We start from the raw sequence: 25856 nt of genomic DNA, 5'->3' as shown, positions 1-25856 counted from the left end.
CCTCCCGTATAAATGCGCTTAAGCCGGATGTCCATTGCCGTAAGGTGCAGACAATAGAAGCGGTATAGTGAAGCGGACGGTGACACCTTCCCCGGTGGAGAGAACCTCCAAAGTCCCCTCTTCGCGATAGAGCAGCCGCAGGCGCTCCTGAATATTGCTCAGCCCGATACCCGGACGCTTGCGCGGGACCTTGTTCAAACCTGCCTGCTCCATGCCTACGCCGTTGTCCTTGATCTCTACAATCAGCCGGTTCTCTTCGCGGTGCACGATCAGCTCAATCAGGCCGTTGCCGGGCAGTCTGCTGATCCCGTGAATAATGGCGTTCTCGACCAGCGGCTGGAGGCTGAGCTTGGGAACCAGCGCATACAGAACATCCTCATCGTAGCGGCAGGTTAATTCGAATTTGTGGGCGTAGCGGACCTGCTGGATATGGACATAAGCCTCTACAAGCTCTATCTCATCCTTCAGATGGATCAGGTCCTTATCGGTATTCAGACTGGCCTCCAGCAGCTTGCCGAGCGACAGGGTCATATTCGTAATATCCTCATTGTGCTCACGGATGGCAATCCATTTAATCGTATTCAGCGTGTTCAGCAGGAAGTGGGGATTCGTCTGGGCCAGCAGCATCTGGAAATGTACAGCTTCCTTCTGGCGCTCCTCGGCCTTCAGCTTCTGGATCAGCAGGTGAGTATCGTCAAGCATGGTATTGAAGGTCCGGGTCAGATCCAGGATCTCCCCGCTGAATTTATGCTCCGGCAGGCGGATCTTGAGGCTCTTCTGCACGGCCGCCTTCATCTTGTTCTGCAAATGGGACAACGGGCGTGTGATGGTCGTAGCAATCACGAAGGTCATCATCAGGAAGATGCTCGTCAGGACAAAGAACGTAATAAAGTACTGCTGCTTCAGCCCTTCGATCTCCACGAACAGCACAGACAGCGGAATCCGGTTGACGATATACCAGTCCAGCGATTCCACATAAATGTAATTAATCAGCGAATTCGAATCCTTGTCGATAAAATACTGCTGTCCGGGCTGCCCGGCGAACCCTGCCTTCACCTTCTCCGATAAAAGACTGCCCGGAACGGACTGGGAGATATCCTCCCCCGAGCGGGTAATCAGGAAATACTGCTGCTCCAGATCAGACTGCTTATGAATGGAACGCAGCCAGTACGTATAATCGATGCTGATCCGGGCCATTCCGTAAGGCTTGTTCCGGGCATCCTCCAGATAAGCGTACAAGGATAGAAGATAGGCACTGGTGGAGACATCGCGCAGCACGTAGTTGGTGTCATTGGGCACCCAGTGATAAGAGCTGGTATTCATCTGGCCCCGGTCGAACCCGGGATTGGCCTTTAAATCCGAGTAGATCAGCGAATCCTTGGGCGGATAAGAGGTGTATGCGCTTTCAGTTAGGTCCAGAATCATGAAATAGACCGAAGGATTGTACAGGAAGAAGCTGTTGTTCAGGTTCTTGAAAATATTCTCCATCAGCCGTTTATTCTCCAGCTCATTACGCTGTCCAGGATGGAGCAGCACAGACTTGACGGTGTCATCCTGCTTCAGGAACAGCAGCGTCTTGAAGGCAATGCTGATCTGATCCTCCAGCGTGCGGTACATCTGCTCCAGCTGGTAGTGGCTTTGCTGGCTGATTTTCTTCTGGACCAGCGTCTCAATGCGTTGGTAGTTATACATATTCAATGCGCCAAAAGGCAGCAGAATCAGACATACAAAGGCGGTAAACAGGCGGTATTTCAATTTCTGGGGAATCAGAATTCGCATGAGCTTTGACACACGGCTGCACCTCCAAACACGATTGCACCTGCCCGGTCCGGGAGGATAAGGGTCTCTATGGTTTAGATTATAGCATAATAAAAAAGCAGCACAGCCAATACCTTAAATTGCATGGTTTTGTTCCAGCGGGCGCTGGTTGAAGGCTGAAAATGCGTAGTTTTGTTCTATTGTGGGTGCTTGACAAAAAGAAAAGGAGGCGCCATTGTTCCTGTGGCAATCCTCCCTAGTTATACATGTGCTTTCTCAATTTTAACTTCTATTTCTTTTTCTAACTTCTACTTGTTCTGCTTCAAATACTCGTTATGCCGGGTTACCATGGCCTGCACCGTCTGATCCAGCGACTGCGAGTCGAGGAAGTATTTCTCATATTCCTGTGAGCGAAGATCCATCACTTCCTGAGGCAGGCTGCGTACATAGGTCGGCGTCTGATTGTCGAACATGACGTACATCAGGGAATCCAGATCGTAGGAATCGCTTTTGTCGCCGATGAGACTTTTCACCGCATCATCCTGATTGGCATCCTTCGAGGCCGGCAGTCTTCCGCCTGCTGCCATCGGTGACATGCCGCCATCGGAATACCACTTCAGGAATTCCCAGGCCGCTTCCTGCTTCTTGGACTTGGCATTAATGGAGATATAATCGCCTAATCCCCCACGGGACACATAATCATCCGCAGCTTCGGCAAGCCGGGGTACCGGCGCGAAGGCAATGGTGAAATCACGCGGGAAATCCGTGAAGTTATTCGAGCTGCGCAGCAGCCACGCACCGATATTGAGCATCGGCACCTCTCCGCTGAGGAAGACCTGCTCGACCGGCATTTTGGATGTCAATTGCTCGCCAAGCGGCGGTGTGGTCTTATCGTCCTTCATCATTCCGTTCAGCGTTTCCAGCCATTGCTTGACGAGCGGATGATCCAGATTGGAGGTGCCGTCAGCCTTAGCGTAGCCCTCCTGGGAGAGCACAGAGTCGATAGGGTCAACGAACGGTTCCATATTTTGAATAAATCCGTACTGGTCGCCGGTTTTCAGCTTCTTCGCATATTCACGCAGCTCATTCCAGGTCCATTCCTTCGGAACCGGCAGGTTCGCCGCGTCCAGGGCCTCTTTGTTCAAAGCGATGAAGAACGGACTTTTGGTAGTAGGAACGCCGTAATACTTGCCGTCAATCTTCCAGCTCTCGGCGTCAATGCCCATTTTCTCGTCGATGTTATAATCGGTAAAGGTACTGAGATCCAGCGCCAGACCCGATTCTACCCGCTTGGAGGCATGGGAGATCGTGTAATTCACGAATAAATCTACATCCTGCCCGGTGATCATGGCCGTATCCAGCTTGAGATTCCCGTCGTCGTCGTTAACAAAGCGTACATATTCCACCTGAATTTCGGGATGCTCCTTGTTCCAATTATCAATGACCTCCTGCGGTCCCGATTCCGGCGGAACGCCGCCCCACATTTTGAGGGTTACCGGGCTTGCAGATGTTGCCCCATTGCCTTTGGCAGGGCTCTCATTATTGGCTGCAGATGAATTGCTGCTGTTACCGCAGCCTGTAGCCAGGCCCATTATAAGAACGAGTGATGTAATTCCGGCGATCCAGCGTGTTTTTTTCAAAAGCGACAACCTCCCTGTATAACTGTATAGGCTTGCAAATCAAGAATAGCAGATCGCAAAAAGCCTCAGAAGTAACAAAAAACCTGAGAATATGGAACATAACTTTACATTTCACCGGCCGGATTCTGCTCTTGTGCAAGGAAACGTTCTATCTCACGGTTATATCATCCCATTGTGTAAAAACACAATCATGGCAGATATAGTTTTTCTTTTTACCCAAAATGCGGCAGGAAATCGTATGTTATGATTCTTTACATAAGAGATCCACATAAGACGGGAGCGAATAACAATGATTATTGGTGTACCTAAAGAAATTAAGAATAATGAAAACCGTGTAGCGATTACCCCTGCTGGAGTGGTAAGTCTGGTAGCCGATGGACATAAAGTACTGGTTGAAGCCGGAGCCGGCGCGGGCAGCGGATTCCTGAATGAAGAATATACTGCAGCCGGAGCAGAACTGATTGCAGAAGCATCAGCTGTCTGGGCTGCCGCTGAAATGGTTATGAAGGTGAAAGAGCCGCTCGAAAGCGAATATGGTTACTTCCGTCCGGGTCTCATTCTCTTCACTTACCTGCACCTTGCTCCAGAGCCTGCCCTTGCAGCTGCCCTGAAAGACAAGGGCGTATTCGCCATCGGCTACGAAACCGTAGTGGATGGACGTACACTGCCGCTGCTCACACCGATGAGCGAAGTAGCCGGACGCATGTCCGTGCAGCTCGGCGCACAGTTCCTGCAGAAGAACTACGGCGGACAAGGCATTCTGCTCTCCGGTGTTCCCGGCGTAAGCCGCGGCAAGGTTAGCATTATCGGCGGCGGTGTGGTAGGTACTAATGCAGCTAAAATGGCGATTGGCCTTGGCGCAGAGGTTACCATTGTTGACCTAAGCGCGGACAGACTCCGCCAGCTGGATGACATCTTCGGTTCACAGATCAGCACCCTGATCTCCAATCCATATAACATTGCCAAAGCCGTAGCTGAAGCAGACCTGCTGGTAGGCGCAGTGCTGATTCCAGGAGCTAAAGCTCCTAAGCTTGTTACTGAAGAAATGGTCAAAGCCATGAAGCCGGGCTCCGTCATTGTAGACGTGGCTATTGACCAGGGTGGTATCGTAGAAACGATTGACCGTGTAACCACACATGATAATCCAGTATTCGAGAAACACGGCGTACTGCACTACTCGGTAGCGAATATGCCGGGTGCTGTAGCCAAAACCTCGACCATTGCTTTAACCAACGTTACGGTTCCATATGCGCTGCAAATTGCAAATAAAGGCGTGTTCCAGGCGATCGAAGACAATGCCGGTCTGAAGAGCGGTGTTAACGTAGCCAACGGAAAGATCACCTGCCAAGCCGTGGCAGAAGCTCTTGGGGAAGAGTACTTCACGGTAGAGAAAGCAGTAGAACAAGAGTTCACTCTGATCTAGCATATAGAGCTTACAGACTTACACAAGAGTAGAGGGGTAGCAACTTACAGTCCGGCGGGCAATCGCCGGGCTATTTTTATGCAGACTGAATATCCATGTTAGGTTTCCTCCGCATTTCTTGGATGTTCCTATAGGCAACTGCCAAACGGTGTAATATAATGTAATCACTTCTACAGCGAAATTGATTAAAGCTTCTGTTATTCTTCAGGTTGGGGTGGGCACATTGACAGAATCAGAGCAAACATTTGACCGTTTTTTTGACAGCATGGAATCCCTGGCGGATACCATCAGCGAATCGCTTCAGTCGCAGGTGACGATTGAGGACAGCAACCATCATGTGATCGGGTACAGCTCCCATCAGTTTGAGAGCGATCCGGCGCGTATCTCGACCATTATCGGCAAAAGAGTTCCGAATACGGTGATTATAGGCCTCCGCAAAAAAGGGGTCATGCATGATCTGGAGAATACCAGCCACCCCATCCGCATTCCTGCAGTCATGGAGGTGGGTCTGGGCCCCCGCTTGGCCATGTGCATCAAACACCAGCAGGAGATTCTCGGCTACATTTGGGTGGTGGACCGGGGGAATCTCGCCGAAGGCCATGCCGAACGGATTGTCGAAAAAGCCGCAGGCATTGCCGGGCGTTATCTGCTGAAGCAGCGGGGCTGGAAGACGAAGCAGGAGAAGACGTTCGAGGATTTCTTCTGGAAGCTGCTGACCTCGCATTACGAGAATGAGCTGCGCATCCGCCAGGAGGCGGAGGCCGGGTCCATTCTGCTGCCGGAGAGCTATTATATCGGGGTACTGGAGAGCGACAAGCCGGTGGATGAGCATTTCCTGCAGAATTTCCGCCGGATTATGGATGCCTATGCCGGACAGCGGCTGCTGTTCCAGACTGCCGAGCAGAACCGGCTGATTATTCTGTTCTCGTTTGTGTTCCCTGTGGAAGGGACGGAGCGGCTGTCCTCGTTCGTGCAGAAGCTGATCCGGGATATGGGCACAAGCGAAGGCTGCAGGCTTACGGCCGGCTGCAGTCCGGGCTACCGCGAATATACTTCTGCGGCCGCCGCTTACCGCGAAGCGCTGCAGATTCTGGAGATCAAGAAGCTGCTGCCTTATCACGCCCGTGAGCTGCTGCTCTATGAAGAGATTGGCTTCTGGGCCTACCTTCCGGCCATTCTGGAGCAGAAGCGCAGCCGGACACGGCGCAGCGCTCTGCTCTACCCGCTGAAGGAGCATGACCGCGAGCATAAGAGCGATTTCCTCAAGACCATAGCCGTCTACCTGACGATGAACGGGAATCTGAAGGAATCGGCCGCCTTTCTGCATATCCATACCAATACATTAATGTACCGGCTGAACCGGATCGCCGAGATTACAGGCAGGAGCCTGAAGGAAACGGATTACCGTACATCCATTTATCTCGATATTCTGACCGAGGAGACTGCGCAGGTGAATGGCTGGTTCCAGGAGGCGCCCGGGTTCAAGGAGTAGTCTCTTCATGTGCAGATACAAATTCAAGAAACTCCACGATAATTTCTGAGGCGGCCTCTTCATCGGGTAACCGGGCATACTGACTCAACTTCTGTATATCAGGCTGGAATAATTCAAGGAGCTGCAGCATCGCTGCGGCTTCTTTATTTTTGGCCGCTTGGATCAGTCTTGTAATTTCGTTGTCTGAGATAGCTGGTGGATGATCTTCTTTTTCCATTTGCTCACCGCCTGTTGGCTCATATTGAATTGCTTGGCGACCTCCGCTTCGCTGTACCCTTCCACATAGAGGTTATATAAGATGGATTTTTCAAAAGCAGGCAGGCCTTCCGTGAGCTGCTCAATCATTATTTTGTTATCGGAAGCCTGTGTGAAGTTCGTTCCAGACTGTATATTGTCAAAAAGCGGAGATTCCAGCCGTCCGGCCTTTTTAGCCCTATACTGTACTCTCCAACCTATCCGGCAGAGTTCATTCCGGTAGCGTTCATATACCGTTTGTGCTCTATCCAAAGCGGATTACCCCTTTCTGGAAATAAAAATAATAATATGTATATATGGGCGTGTATGATGGTTATCGATGAATAAATAGGAACATATGTTCCATTTTATTGTATCATAGTTGAATAGATGGATGCCAATATTGGGAAATTTAATATTTTTTTATTTTCAGGTTGTATTTTAGCTGCCTAATTTACCTTATAAGTGAAGGCACTAAACAAAGAAAAACGAAATGGATTTGGGAAGAGGTCCATTTTGTTTTTCTCTTCCCCTTCTGCCCGGGCCTATCTGCTACTCAGAGGGAGCTTGATACAAATGAAGAAGGTGCTATACGTACCATTGGATGATAGACCCGTCAATCTGGACGATGTTATTACTCAAGGGAAATCGGCAGGAATCCATGTAATCACCCCGCATGTAGCTGATCTTAGAAATCGTCTGGATTCACACAAGACATCATCGGGGACCACCTTATTAACGACATCTTCACCGGCATATGGAGACACCGCCCGCATCCGGAAATTTATTCTTCATCATGCAGCGTCTGCAGACGGCTTTATAATCTCTACGGATATGCTCGCCTACGGGGGCCTGATTGGAAGCCGCCGTCTCCGGGCGGACGCGGGGGGAGCTTATCCGGCCTATGATCCTGAGATCACGAACCTGCTGGATGTAATCCGGTTAGTGAAGCAGTCTTATCCGGACAAGCCGGTGTATGTGCTGGATACGATTATGAGGCTGGCTACAACGTCTTTTGCAGAAGGTCTGGACTTGGCAGCCTATACAGAATCACGCAATTTCATGCTTCAGCCGCGAAGAAGCTTTACGCAGTTTGAAGATATTCTCAGCGGATATAACCTGTCTCCAGCGGGTGCCTATGGCAGCACGGCCACTTTTGATAAGGAGCAGTATTACAATACGAGACAGCATAAGTTCAAAACGAATCATTACATTCTGGAGAAGCTGGCGCAGGAGGGATATATTGATTTTCTTGCGGTAGGTGTGGATGATGCCAATACTCAGGGAGTGCAGATTAACGAGATTCACTTTGTAGAAGAGTGCATTAATGGCTGGCTCGGCGGCATGAATGGTCAGAATCCGGAGCGTGCAATCATTCTTCCGGATGCAGACGGACTGGGACAGGCGTTATTGGCACGTATGGCGAATCAGCTCTATCGTAACGGGGCGAAGACGGAGTGTGCTGTTCAATACTTCGGACCCCATGGCTCTACCATTACGAGTCCGTATGAATATATGGATGTACATCAGAATATTCTGCGTCATGTGGACATTGTGGGTGCAGCGTCTGAGTCTGTGGGCGGTTCAGCTGCCTTGGAGATTATCGCGGTTACCGCTGCGGATCAGACGCCGGCTGCGGTTGACCGCCTTGCGGCTAATCACGCCAATGGTGTTCTGTCTGTAGTGATTGATTTTGTCGGCAGCGGTGCAGCGGATGCTGCGGTAACTGAAAGCCTGCTGGGCAGCCGGCATACCGGAAGTATATTAGGATATAGCGGCTGGAATACGCCGGGTAACAAAATCGGGATAGCGCTGGGCATGGGCCAGGCCCGGTATGCATTGTTGGTTACGGAGACAGATGCGGCGGCGCTCAGCTCTGCTGTTAACGCTCACGGGTCGCTTTTATTCAAACGCTTCTTGAAAGATTACTATTACAAAAGGCTGGCTATTGGTGAAATCCGGGAATATTCAAGAGCCCATTCGTTATATGTGAATGTCGCTGCGATTGCAGATCAAAATATGCTTTTGTTTAATAGTCCGGAAGACTATTCTCATTTACAAGCTCTGCTGAGAGAGCGGATGCAGACACATACGGCCACCCTTGCCGGGACAAATGCATTCCTTATCGGGAGTCCTGAACCAGCCTGCAGTATCCGTCAGATTAGCGGAGCTGCCTGGTCATTTGCGGAATATTCCAGTGCGGCACTTCATTACCATGATCCCGGTTATATTTGGGGTCGTGCTTTTGAAATTACTTTGAAGCCTAGCGTAACCTTACACAAGAAGCGCAAGAATTAATATAATCATTGAAGATAAGACCCCACTCTGTGGGGTTATTTTGTGCTGGGCGCAAAGTCCCACGCACCAATAGGAGGCCCGACACGTACAATAACCTATATTTCATGACAAGAAGATGAAGGGGGGAAGCAGGATGGGGTATGGATACACGGCTCCTGCGAATCCGGCATTCGAGATTAAAATGCGGGGGGAGATTATCGCTGCAGCCAGAGCGATGAACGCCGGGGGGACGGACTTCTCGACATTCAAGAACTCCCGCTGCAATCCAAGATATTGGAATCGTACGGCGGGCGGCGGTTTTGAATTGAAGGCAGGGGTTAGCCCTTCTGCAGCAATCAATGATATTTTTGTAAATGGACAGCTGTATGCCTTCGAATGCGCAATGGCGATGGTAATGATTCTATATAGAGCGACCATCAGTATGATCGGTGAGAATGCCTTCGACCGCTACTTCACCGATCTGTACCTGTGGGACTGGAACTATGACAGCAATCTGAAGATGATCACCACCTTCAATCCGTCGGAATTACAGCCGGGGGATGTAGTCTACTTCAAGAATCCCGATCATGATCCGGATAAGCCGGAGTGGCAGGGGGAGAATGCGATTATGCTGTCAAATGACCGCTTCTACGGGCACGGGCTGGGTATTAAGAGCGCCTCCGAGATGATCACTTCACTCAACAGGGAAAGAGTACCGGGCAGCCGGACTTCGGCTTACCTGGCGGATGAGGGGCTTCACCCTGACTTTGCCTATATAGCTACATTAACTACGCGCTCTAACCTGCCGATATCCGGGAATCGCAGAGCCAGCACGGCCATCTACTCCAGAATAGGCGTCAGATCCTATATCATCAGATAGAGATCAGCATCACTGATTTTGTTCAGAGCGGTATTTAAGCGGGTGCAGGCCAACGGTTTTTTTGAAAACTGTACTGAAGTAATGGGGATTCTCATAGCCCACGAGTTCGGAAATCTCCATTACTTTGAGGTCTGTGCTTGTCAGCAGCTCCTTCGCTTTGCCTATACGGATCCGGGTGATATAGTCGGTAATCGTCTCACCGGTCTCCTTCTTGAAGATCAGACTGATATAGTTAGGCGTCAGGAATACCTCCTCGGCAATTCTGGAAATGGAGAGCTCAGAGGCGTAGCCTTTCTGGATAATAGAATGGATTTTGCTGATGATCCGGCTGTTCTTGGAGGTGTTCTTGCCTGCTACATACGCACTTAAGTCATGAAAAAGCGACAGCATATACGCCTTCAGGCCGGTAATATTCTTCTGAAGGTACAGCTTATCCATAATTGTAATCCGGTCACTCAGTACCAGCCGGGTATCCTCATCAATCTCATACAGGGCCCTGGCGGACGTGAAAATCATCTCGGCACAAATACTCTGCACATATCCGATCTGCAGCTTGGGCCCGGCCAGTCTGGTGAACAGCTGCTCCATCAGCTCCATGACGGTGCCCGTATGGCCTGCCTTCAGTTCATTCATGAGCCGGGCCTGGAATTTATAGAAGAAGGTGCTCTCCAGTGTCTCCGTTTCCGGCTGGATATCCTTAATGTAGAGGACAGAGCCGCGCCCGGTATAGAATGTGTATACTAGCGCGGCCAGCGCATCCTTGTACGAGTCCTCCAGCTGGCTGGCCAGGGGACAAGCTCTGCCAATGCCGGCCGAGGCATCCAGCCGCAGATACTTGCGGATATTACTGATAATCTGCCCGCATACTTCTGAGATGGAAGAGGGCGAGAGATCGTCTGCCGGGCAGAAAAGCATAATGAACTCGTTCTCGCTGGCGACGAAGCTGATGGAGCACGGGTGGCTGACCAGACACTCATTGATAATATTTTGAATGGAAAAATAGAGCAACTGCTTGTATTCCTCCGAGAATTTGTCCACTGCGCTCTGGTATTCATCCAGTTGCAGTACACAGGCTGTCAAAGCTGTTCCCCGCTTGAAGGGAAGGGCGAAATAATCGATTTTCTGCCAAATTTCATCCTCGTTCCGGTATAGGCCGGCAATCAGATTCTGCAGGAACTTGTCGCGGATCACCGGCATGCTGTCCTGCAGCTGCTTCCTCAGCTGCTCTACATCCATCTGATGCTCACGTTCCCCCTTAAGCTTAGCGACAACCTGATGGAAGACCTCCCGGACCTCGGGTAATTTCACCGGCTTCAGAATATATCCCTCGGCATTCACCTTCAGCGCGTCCCGGGCATAGGAGAAGTCCTGGGCGCCGCTGATGATAATGATTTTGGTAGGACTGCCTGCTTCCCGCAGCTTCTCCGCCACCTGCAGACCGCCCATCAGCGGCATCATAATATCGGTGAACAGAATATCCGGCGCAAGCTTCAGGCATAATTCATAGGCCTCCAGCCCGTCAGACGCCTCCCCTATAATCTCAATTCCGAATTCCTCCTGCCATTTGAACACGTGGATCAGGCTGCTGCGGATAAACGGCTCATCATCCGCTACGATCATCGTTAACATCTTCACTCACCTCATCCCATGTAGTCACCACCGGAAACCGGATCACCGCAAGCAGGCCGCAGCCATCCTCGGTATTAGCGTAATAGCGGATTCCGTAAGACGCTCCAAAAAACTGCTGAATTCTCATATGCACATTGCGGATACCATAGGACTGGTTGCCCGGCTGCGGATGGGTTAGCAGCAGGTTCAGCCGTTCCGGGTCTGCCCCCACGCCGTCGTCAAACACCGAAACGCTGAGAATCCCCTGTGAAGTCTCGACTCTGATGCGGATTCTGCCTTGACCCCGGCGCTGCTGAATGCCATGAATCAGGGCATTCTCCACCAGCGGCTGCAGGCTGAGCTTGACCACCAGGCATTCCTCCAGCAGCTTGGGGTCCGTCTCCTCCAGTTCATATTCCAGCCTATCCCGAAAACGGAACCGCTGAATCTCCAGATAGCTCTCCACCTGCCGCAGCTCATCGCGGAGCGGGATGATATTCCGACCCTTGCTCAGGCTGTACCTGAAGAAATCCGAGAGGGAGGTAACCATGTTGCTGATCTCGGGAATATCGTGATTGATGGCGATCCAGTTGATCGAATCCAGGGTGTTGTAAAGAAAATGCGGGTTGATCTGGGCCTGCAGGGTCTGGAGCTCGGCTTCTTTCTTGCGCAGCTCGGTCACATAGAGCTTGTCAATCAGCGCCTTAATCTGCTGGAGCAGCTTGTTATAGCGGTTGAACAAGTAGGCGAATTCATCCTTGCGCCTGTAGCGGATGGTAATGTTGAAATTTCCGCTTTCGGCATGCGACATCGACTGGATGAACTTGCGGATCGGCGCTGAGATATTCTCTGACAGCAGCAGGGCCATCATGAGCGAGACCAGCATACAGATGCCGATCACGATATACATCACCCGGCGGAAGGCGGCTAATTCTCCGTTAAGCTCACGGACAGGCGAGAAGGAGAGAATGGTCCAGCCGGTGTTGTCAATGGTCCGGTAGGAGACAAGCATATTCTCGCCGCCGATCATCTGGTGAAAAGAATGCAGACCCGCAGAACCGTCAGCCGGAGCGTTCATCTTGCTGAAGTAGTCCTGTGTGTTGATGTTCTGCCCGATCAGGGCCGGCTCCGGACTGATGGCGATCGTACCGGTTCCGTCTGCGATATAGACCTTGCTGCCGGGCGTAGGCTTGTAATGCTCCAGCAGTGTGCCGAATTCAGCTACAGGAATGTCGATGGTGAGCAGTCCGACATAGGGCAGCTGTGCATGCCGGATGCCGAACAGGCGCCTTGCGAATTTGAGGGTGTACTTGGAATCCAGAGAGCTGAGTCCGACGACAGTGAAATCGGATTGGGCCGGAATGCCGAGATACCAGGGCTTCAGGGAGATGAGATCGATATTGAATACACGTCTGGAGAAGTTATATTGGGTATATTCCGGGCGGTTCAGCATATAGAGCATAGGGACAAAACTGCTTCCAGACGTACCGTTCGCGGGGAAATTCTCGAGAATTTTGCTCAGGGCAGCCAGCTCATTAATGATTCCGCTGCTGTCCGTGGGCCGGTTAGAGGAGATGAGGTCAGCGAATTCCGAATTAAGATAGAGCGATACCATGGATTTATTGGCGGCCTCGAACCGCTGGGCCAGATTGTCCTGAACGAGATTGAAGTTGTTCTCAATGGATGTATTAACATTGCGGGTGATAATATCGGCTGATTTGTTATATACCGTCACCGATATAATGGTTGTCGGAAGCAGGACGAGGAACAGGAAGTAGAGAATCAGCCGGCTGCGGATGCTGAAATTATACAAGAAGAGGGTCCGCGACAACGTATCAAACAGCTTCCTCATTGGAGCCCTCCCCGGCATCCGATATTTGCGGCTTGCCATTTATCGGGTATTGTTGGAAAATACCAATCAATAGTTGGTATACATTGTAAAACGCAATAAGTCTTGATGTCAACGCAGGAGGTGCAAGATGAAACGGTTCCTGTTCTATATCCTTGCCTTATTATTATGCGGGACTGCAGCGTATGCCATTGCTTATGACCGTCCGCTGCTGGTGGACTTCAGTCCGGGTTCTGCGGAGGTGCCGGTGCAGCCCATCCGGGTAAAGATCGCCCTGTATGACTGGACGGAGAACCTGGAAGTGAAGAATGCCATCAGTCAATATAACAAAACCAATCCTGATCATATCGAGATTAACGTTATGGATATCGCTGCAGATGTCTACGATGACACCTTAAATATGCTGATGACCTCGGGACAGGGTCCGGATGTGTTCAGTGTTGATAATACCTGGCTGGCTACCTATGTGAACAAGGGGTATTTGGCTAATCTGTCCGCAGAGTTGAACACTGCTGACTTAAGCAGATTCCCGGCATGGGCAAGGAACTATGCACACAGCTCTTTGTTCAGAGGGGGGATCTACTTCATGCCCTCCAGTGTTGATACCGTGCGTCTCCTCTATAACAAGCAGCTGTTCCGCGATGCAGGACTTGACCCGGAGCACCCGCCGCTTACCTTCGCAGCGGTGAAAGAGGCTGCCGCCCGGATCAGCCAGGCAGGAGAGGGCGTGAATAAATATGGCTTCGCGCTTCCCGCCGGAGACAGCCAGGATAGCCTGCAGACCGGTCTTGAAATCTCCAATACCTCCAGCGGTTACTATCTTTATAATTACCAGACCGGGCGTTATGAGCTGAGTGTATACAGATTGTGGCTGCAAATGGTGCTGGACATGAAGCATGAGGGAAGTCTGTATCCGGGCGAGGCGCTGCTTAAGCGTGACAGCGCCCTGCGGCAGTTCGCGGACGGCAATATCGGCATGATGTACGCCACCAGCAAAGATTATGTAAAACTGCAGGAATATATGCCGAAGGACGATTGGGGAGTTGCAATGCCTCCTGTGGCGGACTCCTCCAAGCAGGGCGGCGGAGCGCTCATGATGATCCCGCACTCTCCGCTGGTAGTGAATAGTTCAGCTCCAAGCCGGGAGGCGGCGGTTAAAGTGTGGAAATTCCTGCAGTCCGGGGAATTCCTGACCATTCTGTTCCAGCAGGCGCTGGCCCTGCCGGTGGTGGACGGTATTCTCGATGTTCCGGGTCTTGCACCGGGGCTGGGGCACTTCAAGGAATTTGTTCCGGCTGCCGCTGAGTCTATATATCCGCTCTCGCCGCAGATTATGGATCAATATGATCCAAGCTCGGTATCTATGGAACCGCGTGACTCCGGGGACCGTCCGAGGATGCAGCTGTATCTGCAGATTCTCTCGGGAGAGAGGCCGCTTGACGAGGGGCTGCGCAGCGAAACGGAGCGGCTGAATCAGATGCTCGACATTGCGGATACGGGGTACTCTTTTCAGCGCGAGGAGTATATCTATCCTGACTTTGATCCGCATAATCCCCTAAAGGCAGAGAGCCTGGAGAGCCGGCTGAGTAAGGGACAGGAATAGAATAGCCAGTGTGGATTAGGGACATATCCGGGCCGTAGCGGCTTCGGGAAAGTCCCTTTTTGTCTGCTCATTCTTTTGTGCTGGATGTGTACCGGATTGGAGCGTTAACGTCCACACCGTATGGGGAGTGCCGGAATAATACTATATAAATCAATCTTTGTACTGCTAGTTTCAGTACTAGCTTCTATAAGGGAAAAGATAGATTCAGCAGAGTAGGAAGTAGAGTATGGGACAATTAAATCGGCAAATAAAGGAGACTGGGAAATGAGCTTCTTATCAACGGGACCGCTGGAAAATAATATGGTTGGAGGTGTGAGACCGACCACTCAGGTTACGGTCAGAATCGATAACCGCAGCAGCACTTCAGCTTCGATGGTATTAGTACAAGGTTATTACATGCTCGGGGGAATAAGAAACCTGTATGTCAGCGAGTCGCTGAATGTGGCTGCAAACGAAGTGATAACAAACACTTATTATGCGGATCTGGATGCTTTTGAATTTCTATTTGTCACCCCGGATATGACGGATGACCCTATCCAGATTTCACTGTGGGGCAAGAGCAGCACCGGACAGCTGGTAACAGCCCACCGGCTGGTATCTGCTGAGCTGCTTGGGGAAACCACGGGGATTACCGGAGCGACCGGGGCGACAGGCGACGCAGGCGCAACAGGCGTAACAGGTGCAACCGGGGTAACTGGGGCGCCGGGAGCAGGAGTAACCGGAGCTACTGGTGTAACGGGAGCAACAGGTAACGCAGGAGTGACCGGAGCCACTGGTGTAACGGGAGCAACCGGGGTAACTGGAGCGACGGGCGAAGCGGGCGTGACTGGTGCGACAGGCGAAGCGGGCGTGACTGGAGCGACGGGCGAAGCGGGCGTGACTGGTGCGACGGGCGAAGCGGGCGTGACTGGAGCGACGGGCGAAGCTGGAGTGACTGGAGCGACAGGCGAAGCGGGCGTGACCGGGGCAACGGGCGAAGCGGGCGTGACCGGGGCAACGGGCGAAGCTGGGGTGACTGGAGCAACGGGCGAAGCAGGCGTGACTGGAGCGACGGGCGAAGCAGGCGTGACTGGAGCGACGGGCGAAGCAGGCGTGACTGGAGCGACGGGCGAAGCTGGCGTGACTGGAGCGACTGGCGAAGCTGGGGTGACCGGGGCGACGGGCGAAGCGGGCGTGACCGGGGCAACGGGTGAAGCGGGCGTGACTGGGGCGACGGGCGAAGCAGGCGTGACTGGAGCGACGGGCGAAGCTGGAGTGACTGGAGCGACAGGCGAAGCAGGCGTGACTGGGGCAACGGGCGAAGCAGGCGTGACTGGAGCTACGGGCGAAGCAGGCGTGACTGGAGCGACGGGCGAAGCTGGCGTGACTGGAGCGACTGGCGAAGCTGGGGTGACCGGGGCGACGGGCGAAGCAGGCGTGACTGGAGCGACGGGCGAAGCGGGCGTAACTGGAGCGACTGGGGTGACGGGAGCAACGGGCGAAGCGGGAGTGACTGGAGCGACGGGCGAAACGGGAGTGACCGGGGCGACGGGCGAAGCAGGCGTGACTGGAGCGACAGGCGAAGCTGGAGTTACTGGAGCGACGGGCGAAGCGGGAGTGACTGGAGCGACGGGCGAAGCGGGCGTGACCGGGGCAACGGGCGAAGCAGGCGTAACTGGAGCGACGGGCGAAGCGGGCGTGACTGGAGCGACTGGAGTAACGGGAGCAACAGGAGACGTAGGCGTGACGGGTGCAACCGGGGTTACAGGTGCGACGGGAGCAGGAGTAACCGGAGCCACTGGTGTGACGGGAGCAACAGGAGACGCAGGCGTTACAGGTGCAACCGGGGTTACCGGTGCGACGGGAGTGGGAGTGACCGGAGCGACTGGAGTTACGGGAGCAACAGGAGACGCAGGAGTGACAGGTGCAACCGGGGTTACTGGAGCGACGGGAGCTGGCGTGACTGGAGCCACTGGTGTGACGGGAGCAACAGGAGACGCAGGCGTGACAGGTGCAACCGGGGTTACGGGTGCGACGGGAGCTGGCGTGACTGGAGCGACTGGGGTAACGGGAGCAACAGGAGACGCAGGCGTGACGGGTGCAACCGGGGTTACCGGAGCTACGGGAGTGGGAGTGACAGGTGCGACCGGGGTTACAGGAGCAACGGGAGTGGGCGTAACCGGAGCGACTGGGGTAACTGGGCTTACGGGAGCAACAGGCGTAACAGGTGCAACCGGTGTGACCGGCGTGACTGGAGTCACCGGAACCACGGGCATAACCGGAACCACCGGTGCGACAGGCCCCAATATCTCAACGGAAGGCTTCTCGGCATTCCTGCCTTCGTTCTCGGCGGCAGCCAGCACACAGCTTACAGGGTGGACGGTGACGACGCCTTATTACGACAGCGCGACTTTTAACGAAACAACGGGTAACTACACGATCCCGGCCACAGGCAGATATTCGTTTGAGGCGACTATTAACTACAGTACTACGGCTGCGATTTCAGTTGCGTTGGGTGCGGGAGTGAATCCGGCTTTTGTAGTGCGGAGAACGTCCCCTACGGTAACAGATCTGGTAACTGGCCTCTTCCCTCTGCTGAATGTTAACATCGCACTGCTGTTGTCACTCCGGACGATATTAGGGAACGGTACGGTAACATTAACGGGTGAGTTTGAACTGACAGCAGGCGACGTAGTCGGCCTGTTCTACGCAGCAGATGGATTAACGCTTCCGCTGGATCTTGGCGGTTCCTCCTCGGGCGTTGTGTGGTCTGTGCACAGACTGACTTAATACAATGAATTTGTACGAAGTTACAGGTTTCCTCTAAAATACAAAAGGGCGCTCCGCAGTTATCATTGTGGAGCGCCCTTTTTGGTATGACTACAAATCCACAATCCTAAACTCCGTAGGATTTTGAACTTTTATTATAGATGGCCTTATTTAGCATCAGCCGTTCTCCGGCTACACTTAAGTCATGGAAGAGAGAGACTGCTGAAGGAATCAGGAGGCGGAAGGAATGATTACTCAAGAGAAGAAAAGCGTAGCCGAAGCAGGAGATAGCCTGCCGGTACACAGGAGCACGAAGCGTGGAGCCATGCTGAGACATCTGCTGAAGCACAAAGTTCTGCTGCTGATGCTGCTGCCGGGTGTGCTTTTTTTGCTGGTCAATAATTATCTGCCGATGTTCGGGATCATTATTGCCTTCAAGAATATTAACTATGTCGACGGCATTCTCGGCAGTCCGTGGGTGGGGCTGGATAACTTCAGATTCCTGTTCGCAACCTCGGATGCCTGGATCATTACCCGCAATACGGTGCTCTACAACTTTGTGTTTATTATTCTCAACCTGGTGATTGCCGTGTCCATCGCGATTGCCCTGAATGAGCTGAAGAATAAACTGGCCGCCAAATTTTATCAGAGCATCATGTTCTTCCCGTACTTCCTGTCGATGGTTGTGGTGAGTTATCTGGTGTTCGCCTTTCTGAATGTTGAATACGGTTTCATTAATAAAGGGATCTTCGCCCTGTTTGGGCTGGATGAGCTGAACTGGTATTCCGAGCCGAAATATTGGCCGTTCATTCTTCCGCTGATCAACCTCTGGAAAGGGGTGGGCTATGGCTGTGTCATCTATCTGGCGGCCATCATCGGCATTGACAACGAATACTATGAAGCCGCCCTGATCGACGGTGCCAGCAAGTGGAAGCAGATCCTGCATATCACGATTCCGCTGATCCGTCCGGTCATTATCATCACAACGATTCTGGCCATCGGCGGGATCTTCCGCTCCGACTTCGGGCTGTTCTACCAGACCACGCTGAATTCCGGAGCACTGTACCCGACAACGCTGGTCATCGACACCTACGTCTATAACGCGCTGATCAATATGGGGAACCTGGGCATGTCCGCAGCAGCGGGATTGTATCAATCGGTGGTCGGCTTCTTCCTGGTCCTCGGCTCGAACTGGATCGTGCGCAAGGTCGATAAGGATCAGGCGGTATTCTAAAAAGGAGTGGAAATCCGTGGCTAATAACGAAATATCCAGATTTACCAACATCATTCTCCATGTTATTTTTATCATCCTGTCCATTACCTGCCTGCTGCCGATTGTACTCGTCTTCATGATTTCCATTACCGACTATGATTACATCGTGCTGAACGGCTATCAATTTATCCCGGAGAAGCTCAGCCTGGAAGCCTATGCGTATATCTTCAAGGATTACAGCGTTGTGTTAAAAGCGTACGGCGTATCCTTCTTCGTCACCATCACCGGAACGCTGGTCAGTGTGTTCATCTCTTCACTGTATGCTTATCCGATCTCACGGACCGATTTCAGATACCGCGGCTTTTTCGCCTTCCTGATCTTCTTCACCATGCTGTTCGGCGGCGGGCTGGTACCCTGGTATATGGTCTATACGCAAGTGCTGGACCTCAAGAACTCCATCTGGGCGCTCATCGTGCCGATGCTGCTGTCACCGTTCAATGTGCTGATCATGAAAACGTATTTCCAGATGAGTGTGCCGCCTGCGCTGATCGAAGCCTCTACAATCGACGGGGCCGGGGAGCTGCGGACGTTTTTCCAGATTGTTTTTCCGCTGTCCCTGCCGGTATTCGCCACGATTGGGCTGTTCAATACGCTGCATTACTGGAACGACTGGTTCAACAGCATGATCTTCATCACCGATACAGACCTCTATTCCCTGCAATATCTGATGTACAAAATGATCTCCCAGGCGGATTACCTGAGCCGCAACGGGGCGCTCATTCAGGGCTCGGCCACCGAGCTGGCCAAATTACCGGGGGAAACGATCCGCATGGCGATGGCGCTGATTGGCATTGGTCCGATCGTGCTGGCCTACCCGTTCTTCCAGCGGTATTTCATCAAAGGCTTGACGCTTGGCTCGATTAAAGGCTAACCTCGGAATCAACCGATTAGCATATATTGTTCAATCAAGGGGAGGAAACAAAGTATGGCAGGTAAAAAAGTCACGGGTCTACTGCTGTCGCTTGTACTTATGGTTGGGTTTACCCTAGCCGGATGCTCCGGAAATAACAACAATACCGCTGCTCCTACGGAGAAGGCAGAGGAGAGCACCACGGCTCCGGCAGCCACTAAGGAAGCTGCTGCAACTGAAGCTGCCGGGACGGAAGCGCCGGATGCGCTGGAACCGGTGGAGCTGTCGCTCTATCTGCCCGGCGGGCCGGATAAGGATGTGGCTTCTGTAGAGCAGGAGATCAATGCGTATCTGAAGGATAAAATAAATGCCACGATCAAGATTAACCAGCTGAGCTGGGATAAACCGGCTGATAAGGTCAACCTGATGATCCAGTCCGGCGAAGTATTCGATATGGTCTATACCTGGAACTTCATGACCAATGCCGCCAAGGGGGCATATCTGCCGCTGGAAGAGCTGATTGAGGAATACGCTAAGGAAACGAAGGCACAGATCAATTCTGCTTATTTGCAGGCGGCTACTGTTAACGGACATTTGTATGCGATTCCCACAGAGAAGGAGCTGGGCCAGTCTGTCGGGTTTGCTTTTGACAAAGCGATTGTCGATAAATACGGCTTCGATGTGAACAGCATCAAGAAGCTGGAGGATATTGAACCGATGCTGAAGACGATTAAGGAGAAAGAACCCGCCCTTTCCCCGCTGTTCATGAACCATACCGACAGTCTGAACTGGTTCACCGCATATCCGGAAAGTGAAGACCTCGACGGCAGCAATGAAATCCCGACGCTGCTCGATTACAAGACGATGAAGGTATTTAACGAATATGATACGCCGGAAATTGTGGAACGGCTGAAGCTGATCCGCAGCTGGTATGAAGCGGGCTATATTAACAAGAACGGTGCCACAGACAAGACCGAGCTGAAGGATGCGGTCAAAAGCGGCAAGGCCTGGTTCGTCTACGGCAATATGAATCCGACCTCCACCAATGACTGGACCCGGCTCGCCGAGAAGCCGATGATTATCAAGACGCTGCTGCCGGTTGGCGTCAGCACCAAGAGTCTGCAGGGATCCATGCTCGCCATCTCCAGAACTTCCAAAAACCCTGAACGGGCCATGATGTTCATGAACCTGATCCATACCGATCCGGTGCTCTACAACCTGCTGACCTTCGGCATTGAGGGCAAGCATTACAAGAAGCTGGAGAACAGCACGGTGGAGTTCATCCCGGACAGCGGCTACAACTCTGTGTCTTCCTGGATGATCGGCAACGTGCTGCTGAACTACCTGAACAAAGACGAAGATCCGAACCGCGTACAGCTGTACACCGACTGGAACAAGAACTCTGCCGTTTCGCCGGTCATCGGCTTTGTCTTCGATTCGACCAAGGTGCAGTCGCAGATCGGCGCACTGATCAATATTACGAAGCAATATAAGAACACCCTGTACTCCGGGGAAAAGGACCCTGAACCGGTCCTGAAGGAAATGAACAGCAAGCTGAAGGCCGCAGGCCTGGATGCTGTGATTACAGAAATTCAAACGCAACTGGATGCTTTCCTGGCCGCCAAATAAGCAGCTGAGGCCATAGCACGCCCGGTATTCATAGCAGGCAGTCCCAGCGGCCGCTTGCCGGATACCGGGTATTCTCATTCGCTGAACCAGCATTTGGGGAGCCCTTATCTTATTCTCAAGAAGAGGGTGTTAATGTGCGAAAACAGAAGATAACAGGCAAGTTGCTCATTACTGTTCTGGTGCTGATGTCCGTTCTGGCGCCTGGCGGGCGAATTCTGTCCGCCGGACCGCCAGCGGGACTGACTGCTGTGCAAGAAATGATGAAGTCACCTGCGGTGCTGCCGCTAACTACCGCTGATTCTTCCTATGGCAGGACGGTCACAGAGGATACCTATGAGCCGTCTACGCTGCTCTGGCAGGTAGGGGAGCAGGATAACAGCTCGGCAGAATTTACGGTATTTCAAGATGTGTACAGTGAAAATATCACCCTCCCCGCAAATCCCATGAGCTGGAATACCCTCTCCAAGGGCATGAAAGCAGACCACAACGGTACCATGAATCTCACCTTTAATTTAACCGGAGTCCCTCTCTACGGCGTGGAGTTCAGCTTCAAAGTTATAGATGCAAGCACCGCTATTCCGCAGCTGGCCGTATTCGCAAACGGCAGCTTCAGCGGGCTTATTCAGATTACCGGCCTGAATGATGGAGAGACCCCGCTTACGCGCACATGGAAGCAGACCTATAAGCTCTACATTCCCAAAGAACAGCTGAAGATAGGACAGAATGAGCTTAAGCTCACCGTTGACCGGGGTTTATACGCAGATTCGCAGTCTCCCGGTTATGACGGGGACAGGTATCTGTGGTTTGAGTGGGATTACTTCAGGCTGGATGCGCTGGAGGAGCAGGCCGCCGAGCCTATACACGGGCGGTATATTCATCTGGGAAGCACAATTGCCGCATCCACCTTCAGATATGACGAGAATGCAATCCGCCATCTGGCGCCAATGACCAAGTGGCTGGGCATTGCTTACAGCGGCAACTGGATGCGCACCTCCTTCTGGTCCGATACCAGCGCAGGCTGGGACCCGCTGGGGCGGACTTATCTGGAGACGCTACGCGACCTTAATCTGGAGCCGATGGCCAATATCATCGGCGGCAACTGGAAGAGCAATACCGAGCTGGCCGCCGGAACCATCAGCTCAGCGCTGCGGAGCTACTATGCCGGGTTCGTCAGCAAATTCGGTGATCTGTACCAGTATGCGGAAACGGGCAATGAGCCGGGATTATTCGGCTGGGCACAGAAGGCGGTGCTTGCGCTTCATGAGCTGATGGATGAGGAAAGGCAGACCAATAGCCAGCCGTACCTGAAGATTGTTGCCCCTGGCTGGGCGTACTGGCCGTATAACGGAACACCTGACGGCTGGGAGCGGGATGCCAGCCAGCGGGAGGCGATTGAAGCGCTGTCGGATGTGACCAACGGCCACAGCTATGGCGGTACCGGGGTTCAGCCATTGCCGGGCGGAAGCCTGTATGAGAATTTGCGTGTCTATAGCGAAGCGGATGAAGGCTTCGGCAAAGAAATGGCGATGAGTGAGACCGGCAGCAATGACAATCATTCCGACAATACGAAATATGGCACGTATGCATATAGGTTTGCCTCAGCTTTTGACCGGGAGCTGCGGGGGGATATCGGCTATGTAGATCATATTATGCAGCACGCCGCCTTCTTCAATGACGGGACGGAGTTTGGGCTGTTCGATTCGGCGATTAACTGGAATACGCACCGCTATGAGGATACAGCTGCGGTGCCGGCCAATATCAACGAATCCGGGGAGACCCGGCTGAAGACGTTCCGCAGACTGGCCGCCGCTTATGCGACCCATGGAAGCCCGCTCAGCTACGAAGTTCTCAATGCGGCTGCATTAACCGGGCAAAAGGCATATTTCCGCGCAGTGGATACCTCGGCGCTGGGGGTTACGGCCATAGGCGCTTCGTCCGATAAAATTCTGCTGAACTTCGTCAACTTTGAGAAATCGCCGGTAACGATGCAGGTACGGGTTGCGATGCCGTCCAGCGGAACGTATACCGGGGAACGCTTCGGTGCAGGAGATACCTATGCTGCGGCCTACTCCCGGGTTCAGCTGACAGCAACACCGTATATTACCCTTACGGTTTCGCTGGGTGCCGGGGAGACCGTCCAGTATATTCTGGATGAGCAGGAGAGTATGCTGCCATCCGCTCCGGCCAGTCCGGCAGCACTGGCCGTAAGCCATGAGCACATCAGGCTGACCTGGAATGCCTCCACAGATAATGATGCGGTCGTCAGCTACAACGTGTACCGTGACAACGGGACGGCTCCGGTAATTAATGTTCCTGGACGCCTTACCTTCTGGAGTGACTATACCGTAGCGCCCCAGACTACCTACAGCTACAAGGTGCAGGCTGTGGATGACTCCGGCAATGTATCACCTTTGACTGCAGCCGTATCCGCAACCACACCGGTAATGCCGGTTACGCCGCATGTGACGGGAGATCCGGCTAAATTCGAGGCGGAGGCCACCTCGTTTGCCCTGCCGCTGAAGACCAGCAATAACAGCAGCGCCTCGGGAGGGAAGGTGGTCGAGCAGACACATGGCGGGGGTCTGGCCATTCAGGGCTTCTATTCCACGAACGGGGGCAGCTACACCTTAACTATTGCATACGCTTCCAATCAGGAATCGAAGAAAAATATCCTCGTTAACGGAGTGAAACAGTCCACAGTTACGCTGCCCTCAACAGGAAGCTGGACTGCCAATATAACCGCACGGCAGTATGGGATCACGCTCCAGGCGGGCTATAACACAATCAGCTTCACCTCGGCGGGCAACGGGGCGAATATCGATTATTTCAGGCTGGAAGAGGGGCTGTATGTTCCGGTCTCCGCGTGGTACCCGGTTGCGCATAATCATGCTTACATCGACTATACCGGGTTCGAGACCGCGCCGAATGGAGTCTCCCATGTGACCTATGGACCGGATGCTTTGGCAGGGTTTAGCTTTAACGGCACCGGCGTCCGCTGGAGATCGGATATCAAAAGCGATATGGGCAGTGCTGACGTCTATATCGACGGCGAATATATGGAGACGATAGTGATTCCGCAGGCCGGACTTGAGGGGGATCATAAAATCGTCTACGAACTGACGGGCCTGGAGTACGGGCTGCACCGGATTGAAATTGCAGACACCGAGGGGAAAGTCATGATCAGCGGACTGGAGTTCGAGAGCTATGAAGCTGTATTGCCGGCTCCGGGGCCGGATCTGACGGTGACGGATATCGGCTGGAATATCGTGAACAGCGACGGCAGCCCTTCGGCGCACAGCACTCCGCAGCTGGGGGATTCGCTGATTTTCTGGGCCAAAGTGAAGAACATCGGCGTCCGCCCTACACCGCTGAACACATCAACCGGACTCGGACAGATTACCGGCGGCGCCTTTTCGGTAAATGGCGGGGTAGTATCCTGGACGGACACGAACACCAGCGTGATCCAGCCGGGTGAAGAGATCACATTAACAGCAAACAGCAGCGCCCAGGGAACGCCCCGCTGGACAGTGCCGACCATTGGCAGCTTCACCATCAGCTTCTTTGTGAATGATATCTGGCGGTATGCCGAGATGAACAAGGAGAATAACAAATTAAGTGAGGCCCTGCTCATCAGTCTGCCCTGACGGACGGATAACGCAGGCTTGGGCTCACGAATGAAGACTTATGCTCCCCGCGTGCTTTGAAGTTTGAAGCGGCGGGGAGTTTCTATTTCTGGGGAATCATGGTATCCGTATCCGTCTGTAGAGGATAGGTTTCTTTGGAATTGGAGCAGATTCGTCTGAAGGACGAATGTGTCCTGTGTCAGGGGTCTCTCTGAATCCGCCTGAAGTGGGCGGCAGGAGGCAATGGGGAGCAAAAGTGCTCCTGAATCCGCCAAAAGTAGGCGGCATGGGGAAATTAAAGGGAAAAATCCCTCTGATTCCGCCAAAAGTAGGCGGCATGGGGAAATTAAAGGGAAAAATCCCTCTGAATCCGCCAAAAGTAGGCGGCATGAGGAAATTAAAGGGATAAATCCCTTTGAATCCGCCAAAAGTAGGCTGGACGAGGAAATTAAAGGGAAAAATCCCTCTGATTCCGCCAAAAGTAGGCGGCATGGGGAAATTAAAGGGAAAAATCCCTCTAGTTCCGCCAAAAGTAGGCGGTATGGGGAAATTAAAGGGAAAAATCCCTCTGATTCCGCCGAAAGTGAGCGGCATGAGAAAATTAAAGGGATAAATCCCTCTAGTTCCGCCAAAAGTAGGCGGCATGTGGAAATTAAAGGGAAAAATCCCTCTGAATCCGCCGAAAGTGGGCGACATGGGGAAATTAAAGGGAAAAATCCCTCTGAATCCGCCAAAAGTGGGCGACATGAGAAAATTAAAGGGATAAATCCCTCTGATTTCGCCGAAAGTGAGCGGCAGGAGAGAGGGAGGGGCATTAGTGCCCCTGAATACACCGAAAGTGGGCAGCAGGAGGAAATGAGGAGCATTAGTGCCCTTGATTACACCGGCTGAGGGTCAAATGAGTAAATGAGGGGCACTAGTGCCCCTGAATCCGCCAAAAGTGGGCAGTAGGAGTAAATGAGGGGTACT

The 25856-nt window shown here is 52.7% G+C and carries 17 protein-coding genes; 11 read left to right on the top strand and 6 right to left on the bottom strand.

Going from position 1 to position 25856, the window contains the following annotated elements; all coding sequences use genetic code 11:
- Positions 1 to 18: 18 nt before the first annotated feature.
- Both GC101_RS04670 and GC101_RS04665 read right to left on the bottom strand, forming a co-directional pair.
- The gene (locus GC101_RS04670; protein ID WP_171716317.1) at positions 19 to 1791 is read right to left on the bottom strand and encodes a histidine kinase; all 1773 of its coding nucleotides are present in this window, start codon (positions 1789 to 1791) and stop codon (positions 19 to 21) included.
- A gap of 275 nt (positions 1792 to 2066) precedes the next feature.
- Entirely contained in the window at positions 2067 to 3398 is a 1332-nt protein-coding gene (locus GC101_RS04665; protein ID WP_246354173.1) for an ABC transporter substrate-binding protein, read from the bottom strand.
- A 289-nt stretch (positions 3399 to 3687) separates the two neighbouring features.
- Here GC101_RS04665 and ald point away from each other — a divergent pair, with 289 nt between their 5' ends.
- Together ald and GC101_RS04655 are read left to right on the top strand one after the other, a co-directional pair.
- Complete coding sequence (ald, locus tag GC101_RS04660; protein WP_171716316.1) at positions 3688 to 4821, top strand: alanine dehydrogenase; 1134 nt, start codon at positions 3688 to 3690, stop codon at positions 4819 to 4821.
- Positions 4822 to 5044: 223 nt separating this feature from the next.
- A complete protein-coding gene (locus tag GC101_RS04655; RefSeq protein ID WP_171716315.1) occupies positions 5045 to 6313 on the top strand; it encodes a PucR family transcriptional regulator in 1269 nt (422 codons plus the stop codon).
- On the opposite strand, the gene GC101_RS04650 is transcribed toward GC101_RS04655, so the two are convergent.
- Together GC101_RS04650 and GC101_RS04645 are read right to left on the bottom strand one after the other, a co-directional pair.
- Complete coding sequence (locus tag GC101_RS04650) at positions 6303 to 6530, bottom strand: helix-turn-helix domain-containing protein (protein ID WP_171716314.1); 228 nt, start codon at positions 6528 to 6530, stop codon at positions 6303 to 6305. The genes GC101_RS04655 and GC101_RS04650 overlap by 11 nt on opposite strands.
- Positions 6476 to 6820, bottom strand: a complete 345-nt coding sequence (locus GC101_RS04645; RefSeq protein ID WP_171716313.1) for a sigma-70 family RNA polymerase sigma factor — start codon at positions 6818 to 6820, stop codon at positions 6476 to 6478. The genes GC101_RS04650 and GC101_RS04645 overlap by 55 nt, the downstream gene beginning before the upstream one ends.
- 303 nt (positions 6821 to 7123) lie before the next feature.
- Here GC101_RS04645 and GC101_RS04640 point away from each other — a divergent pair, with 303 nt between their 5' ends.
- Together GC101_RS04640 and GC101_RS04635 are read left to right on the top strand one after the other, a co-directional pair.
- Positions 7124 to 8845 (top strand): DUF4127 family protein, encoded by a 1722-nt coding sequence (locus tag GC101_RS04640; protein WP_171716312.1) that lies wholly within the window; start codon positions 7124 to 7126, stop codon positions 8843 to 8845.
- A 133-nt stretch (positions 8846 to 8978) separates the two neighbouring features.
- Positions 8979 to 9704 carry a protein-glutamine gamma-glutamyltransferase gene (locus tag GC101_RS04635; protein ID WP_171716311.1) on the top strand — a complete coding sequence of 242 codons (726 nt, stop codon included), beginning with the start codon at positions 8979 to 8981 and terminating at the stop codon, positions 9702 to 9704.
- A 9-nt stretch (positions 9705 to 9713) separates the two neighbouring features.
- Here the strand turns inward: GC101_RS04635 and GC101_RS04630 are convergent, their stop codons facing one another.
- Positions 9714 to 11333, bottom strand: coding sequence for a response regulator (locus tag GC101_RS04630; RefSeq protein ID WP_171716310.1), 1620 nt, complete (start codon positions 11331 to 11333; stop codon positions 9714 to 9716).
- A complete protein-coding gene (locus tag GC101_RS04625) occupies positions 11308 to 13164 on the bottom strand; it encodes a cache domain-containing sensor histidine kinase (protein ID WP_171716309.1) in 1857 nt (618 codons plus the stop codon). The genes GC101_RS04630 and GC101_RS04625 overlap by 26 nt, the downstream gene beginning before the upstream one ends.
- Before the next feature lie 127 nt (positions 13165 to 13291).
- On the opposite strand from GC101_RS04625, the gene GC101_RS04620 reads away from it, so the two are divergent.
- The 7 genes from GC101_RS04620 (at position 13292) to GC101_RS04590 (ending at position 25778) form a co-directional block, all read left to right on the top strand.
- Positions 13292 to 14764: an ABC transporter substrate-binding protein gene (locus GC101_RS04620; RefSeq protein WP_171716308.1), complete on the top strand. Its 1473-nt coding sequence runs from the start codon at positions 13292 to 13294 to the stop codon at positions 14762 to 14764.
- Positions 14765 to 15028: 264 nt separating this feature from the next.
- Complete coding sequence (locus GC101_RS04615; protein WP_171716307.1) at positions 15029 to 17533, top strand: beta strand repeat-containing protein; 2505 nt, start codon at positions 15029 to 15031, stop codon at positions 17531 to 17533.
- A 226-nt stretch (positions 17534 to 17759) separates the two neighbouring features.
- Positions 17760 to 18746 (top strand): ABC transporter permease, encoded by a 987-nt coding sequence (locus GC101_RS04610; RefSeq protein ID WP_171716306.1) that lies wholly within the window; start codon positions 17760 to 17762, stop codon positions 18744 to 18746.
- A gap of 16 nt (positions 18747 to 18762) precedes the next feature.
- On the top strand, positions 18763 to 19656 hold the full coding sequence (locus tag GC101_RS04605; protein WP_042132846.1) for a carbohydrate ABC transporter permease: 894 nt from the start codon (positions 18763 to 18765) through the stop codon (positions 19654 to 19656).
- A 54-nt stretch (positions 19657 to 19710) separates the two neighbouring features.
- Positions 19711 to 21264, top strand: a complete 1554-nt coding sequence (locus GC101_RS04600) for an ABC transporter substrate-binding protein (protein ID WP_171716305.1) — start codon at positions 19711 to 19713, stop codon at positions 21262 to 21264.
- Positions 21265 to 21398: 134 nt separating this feature from the next.
- Entirely contained in the window at positions 21399 to 24908 is a 3510-nt protein-coding gene (locus GC101_RS36700; RefSeq protein ID WP_171716304.1) for a carbohydrate-binding domain-containing protein, read from the top strand.
- Positions 24909 to 25130: 222 nt separating this feature from the next.
- Entirely contained in the window at positions 25131 to 25778 is a 648-nt protein-coding gene (locus GC101_RS04590; protein WP_171716303.1) for a hypothetical protein, read from the top strand.
- Positions 25779 to 25856: the final 78 nt, after the last annotated feature.

The sequence above is a fragment of the Paenibacillus phytohabitans genome, from assembly GCF_013141775.1.
Taxonomy (GTDB): Bacteria; Bacillota; Bacilli; order Paenibacillales; family Paenibacillaceae; genus Paenibacillus_AQ; species Paenibacillus_AQ phytohabitans.
The sequence above is the reverse complement of the archived record's forward strand: the minus strand, read 5'-3'. Positions and strand labels throughout refer to the sequence as shown.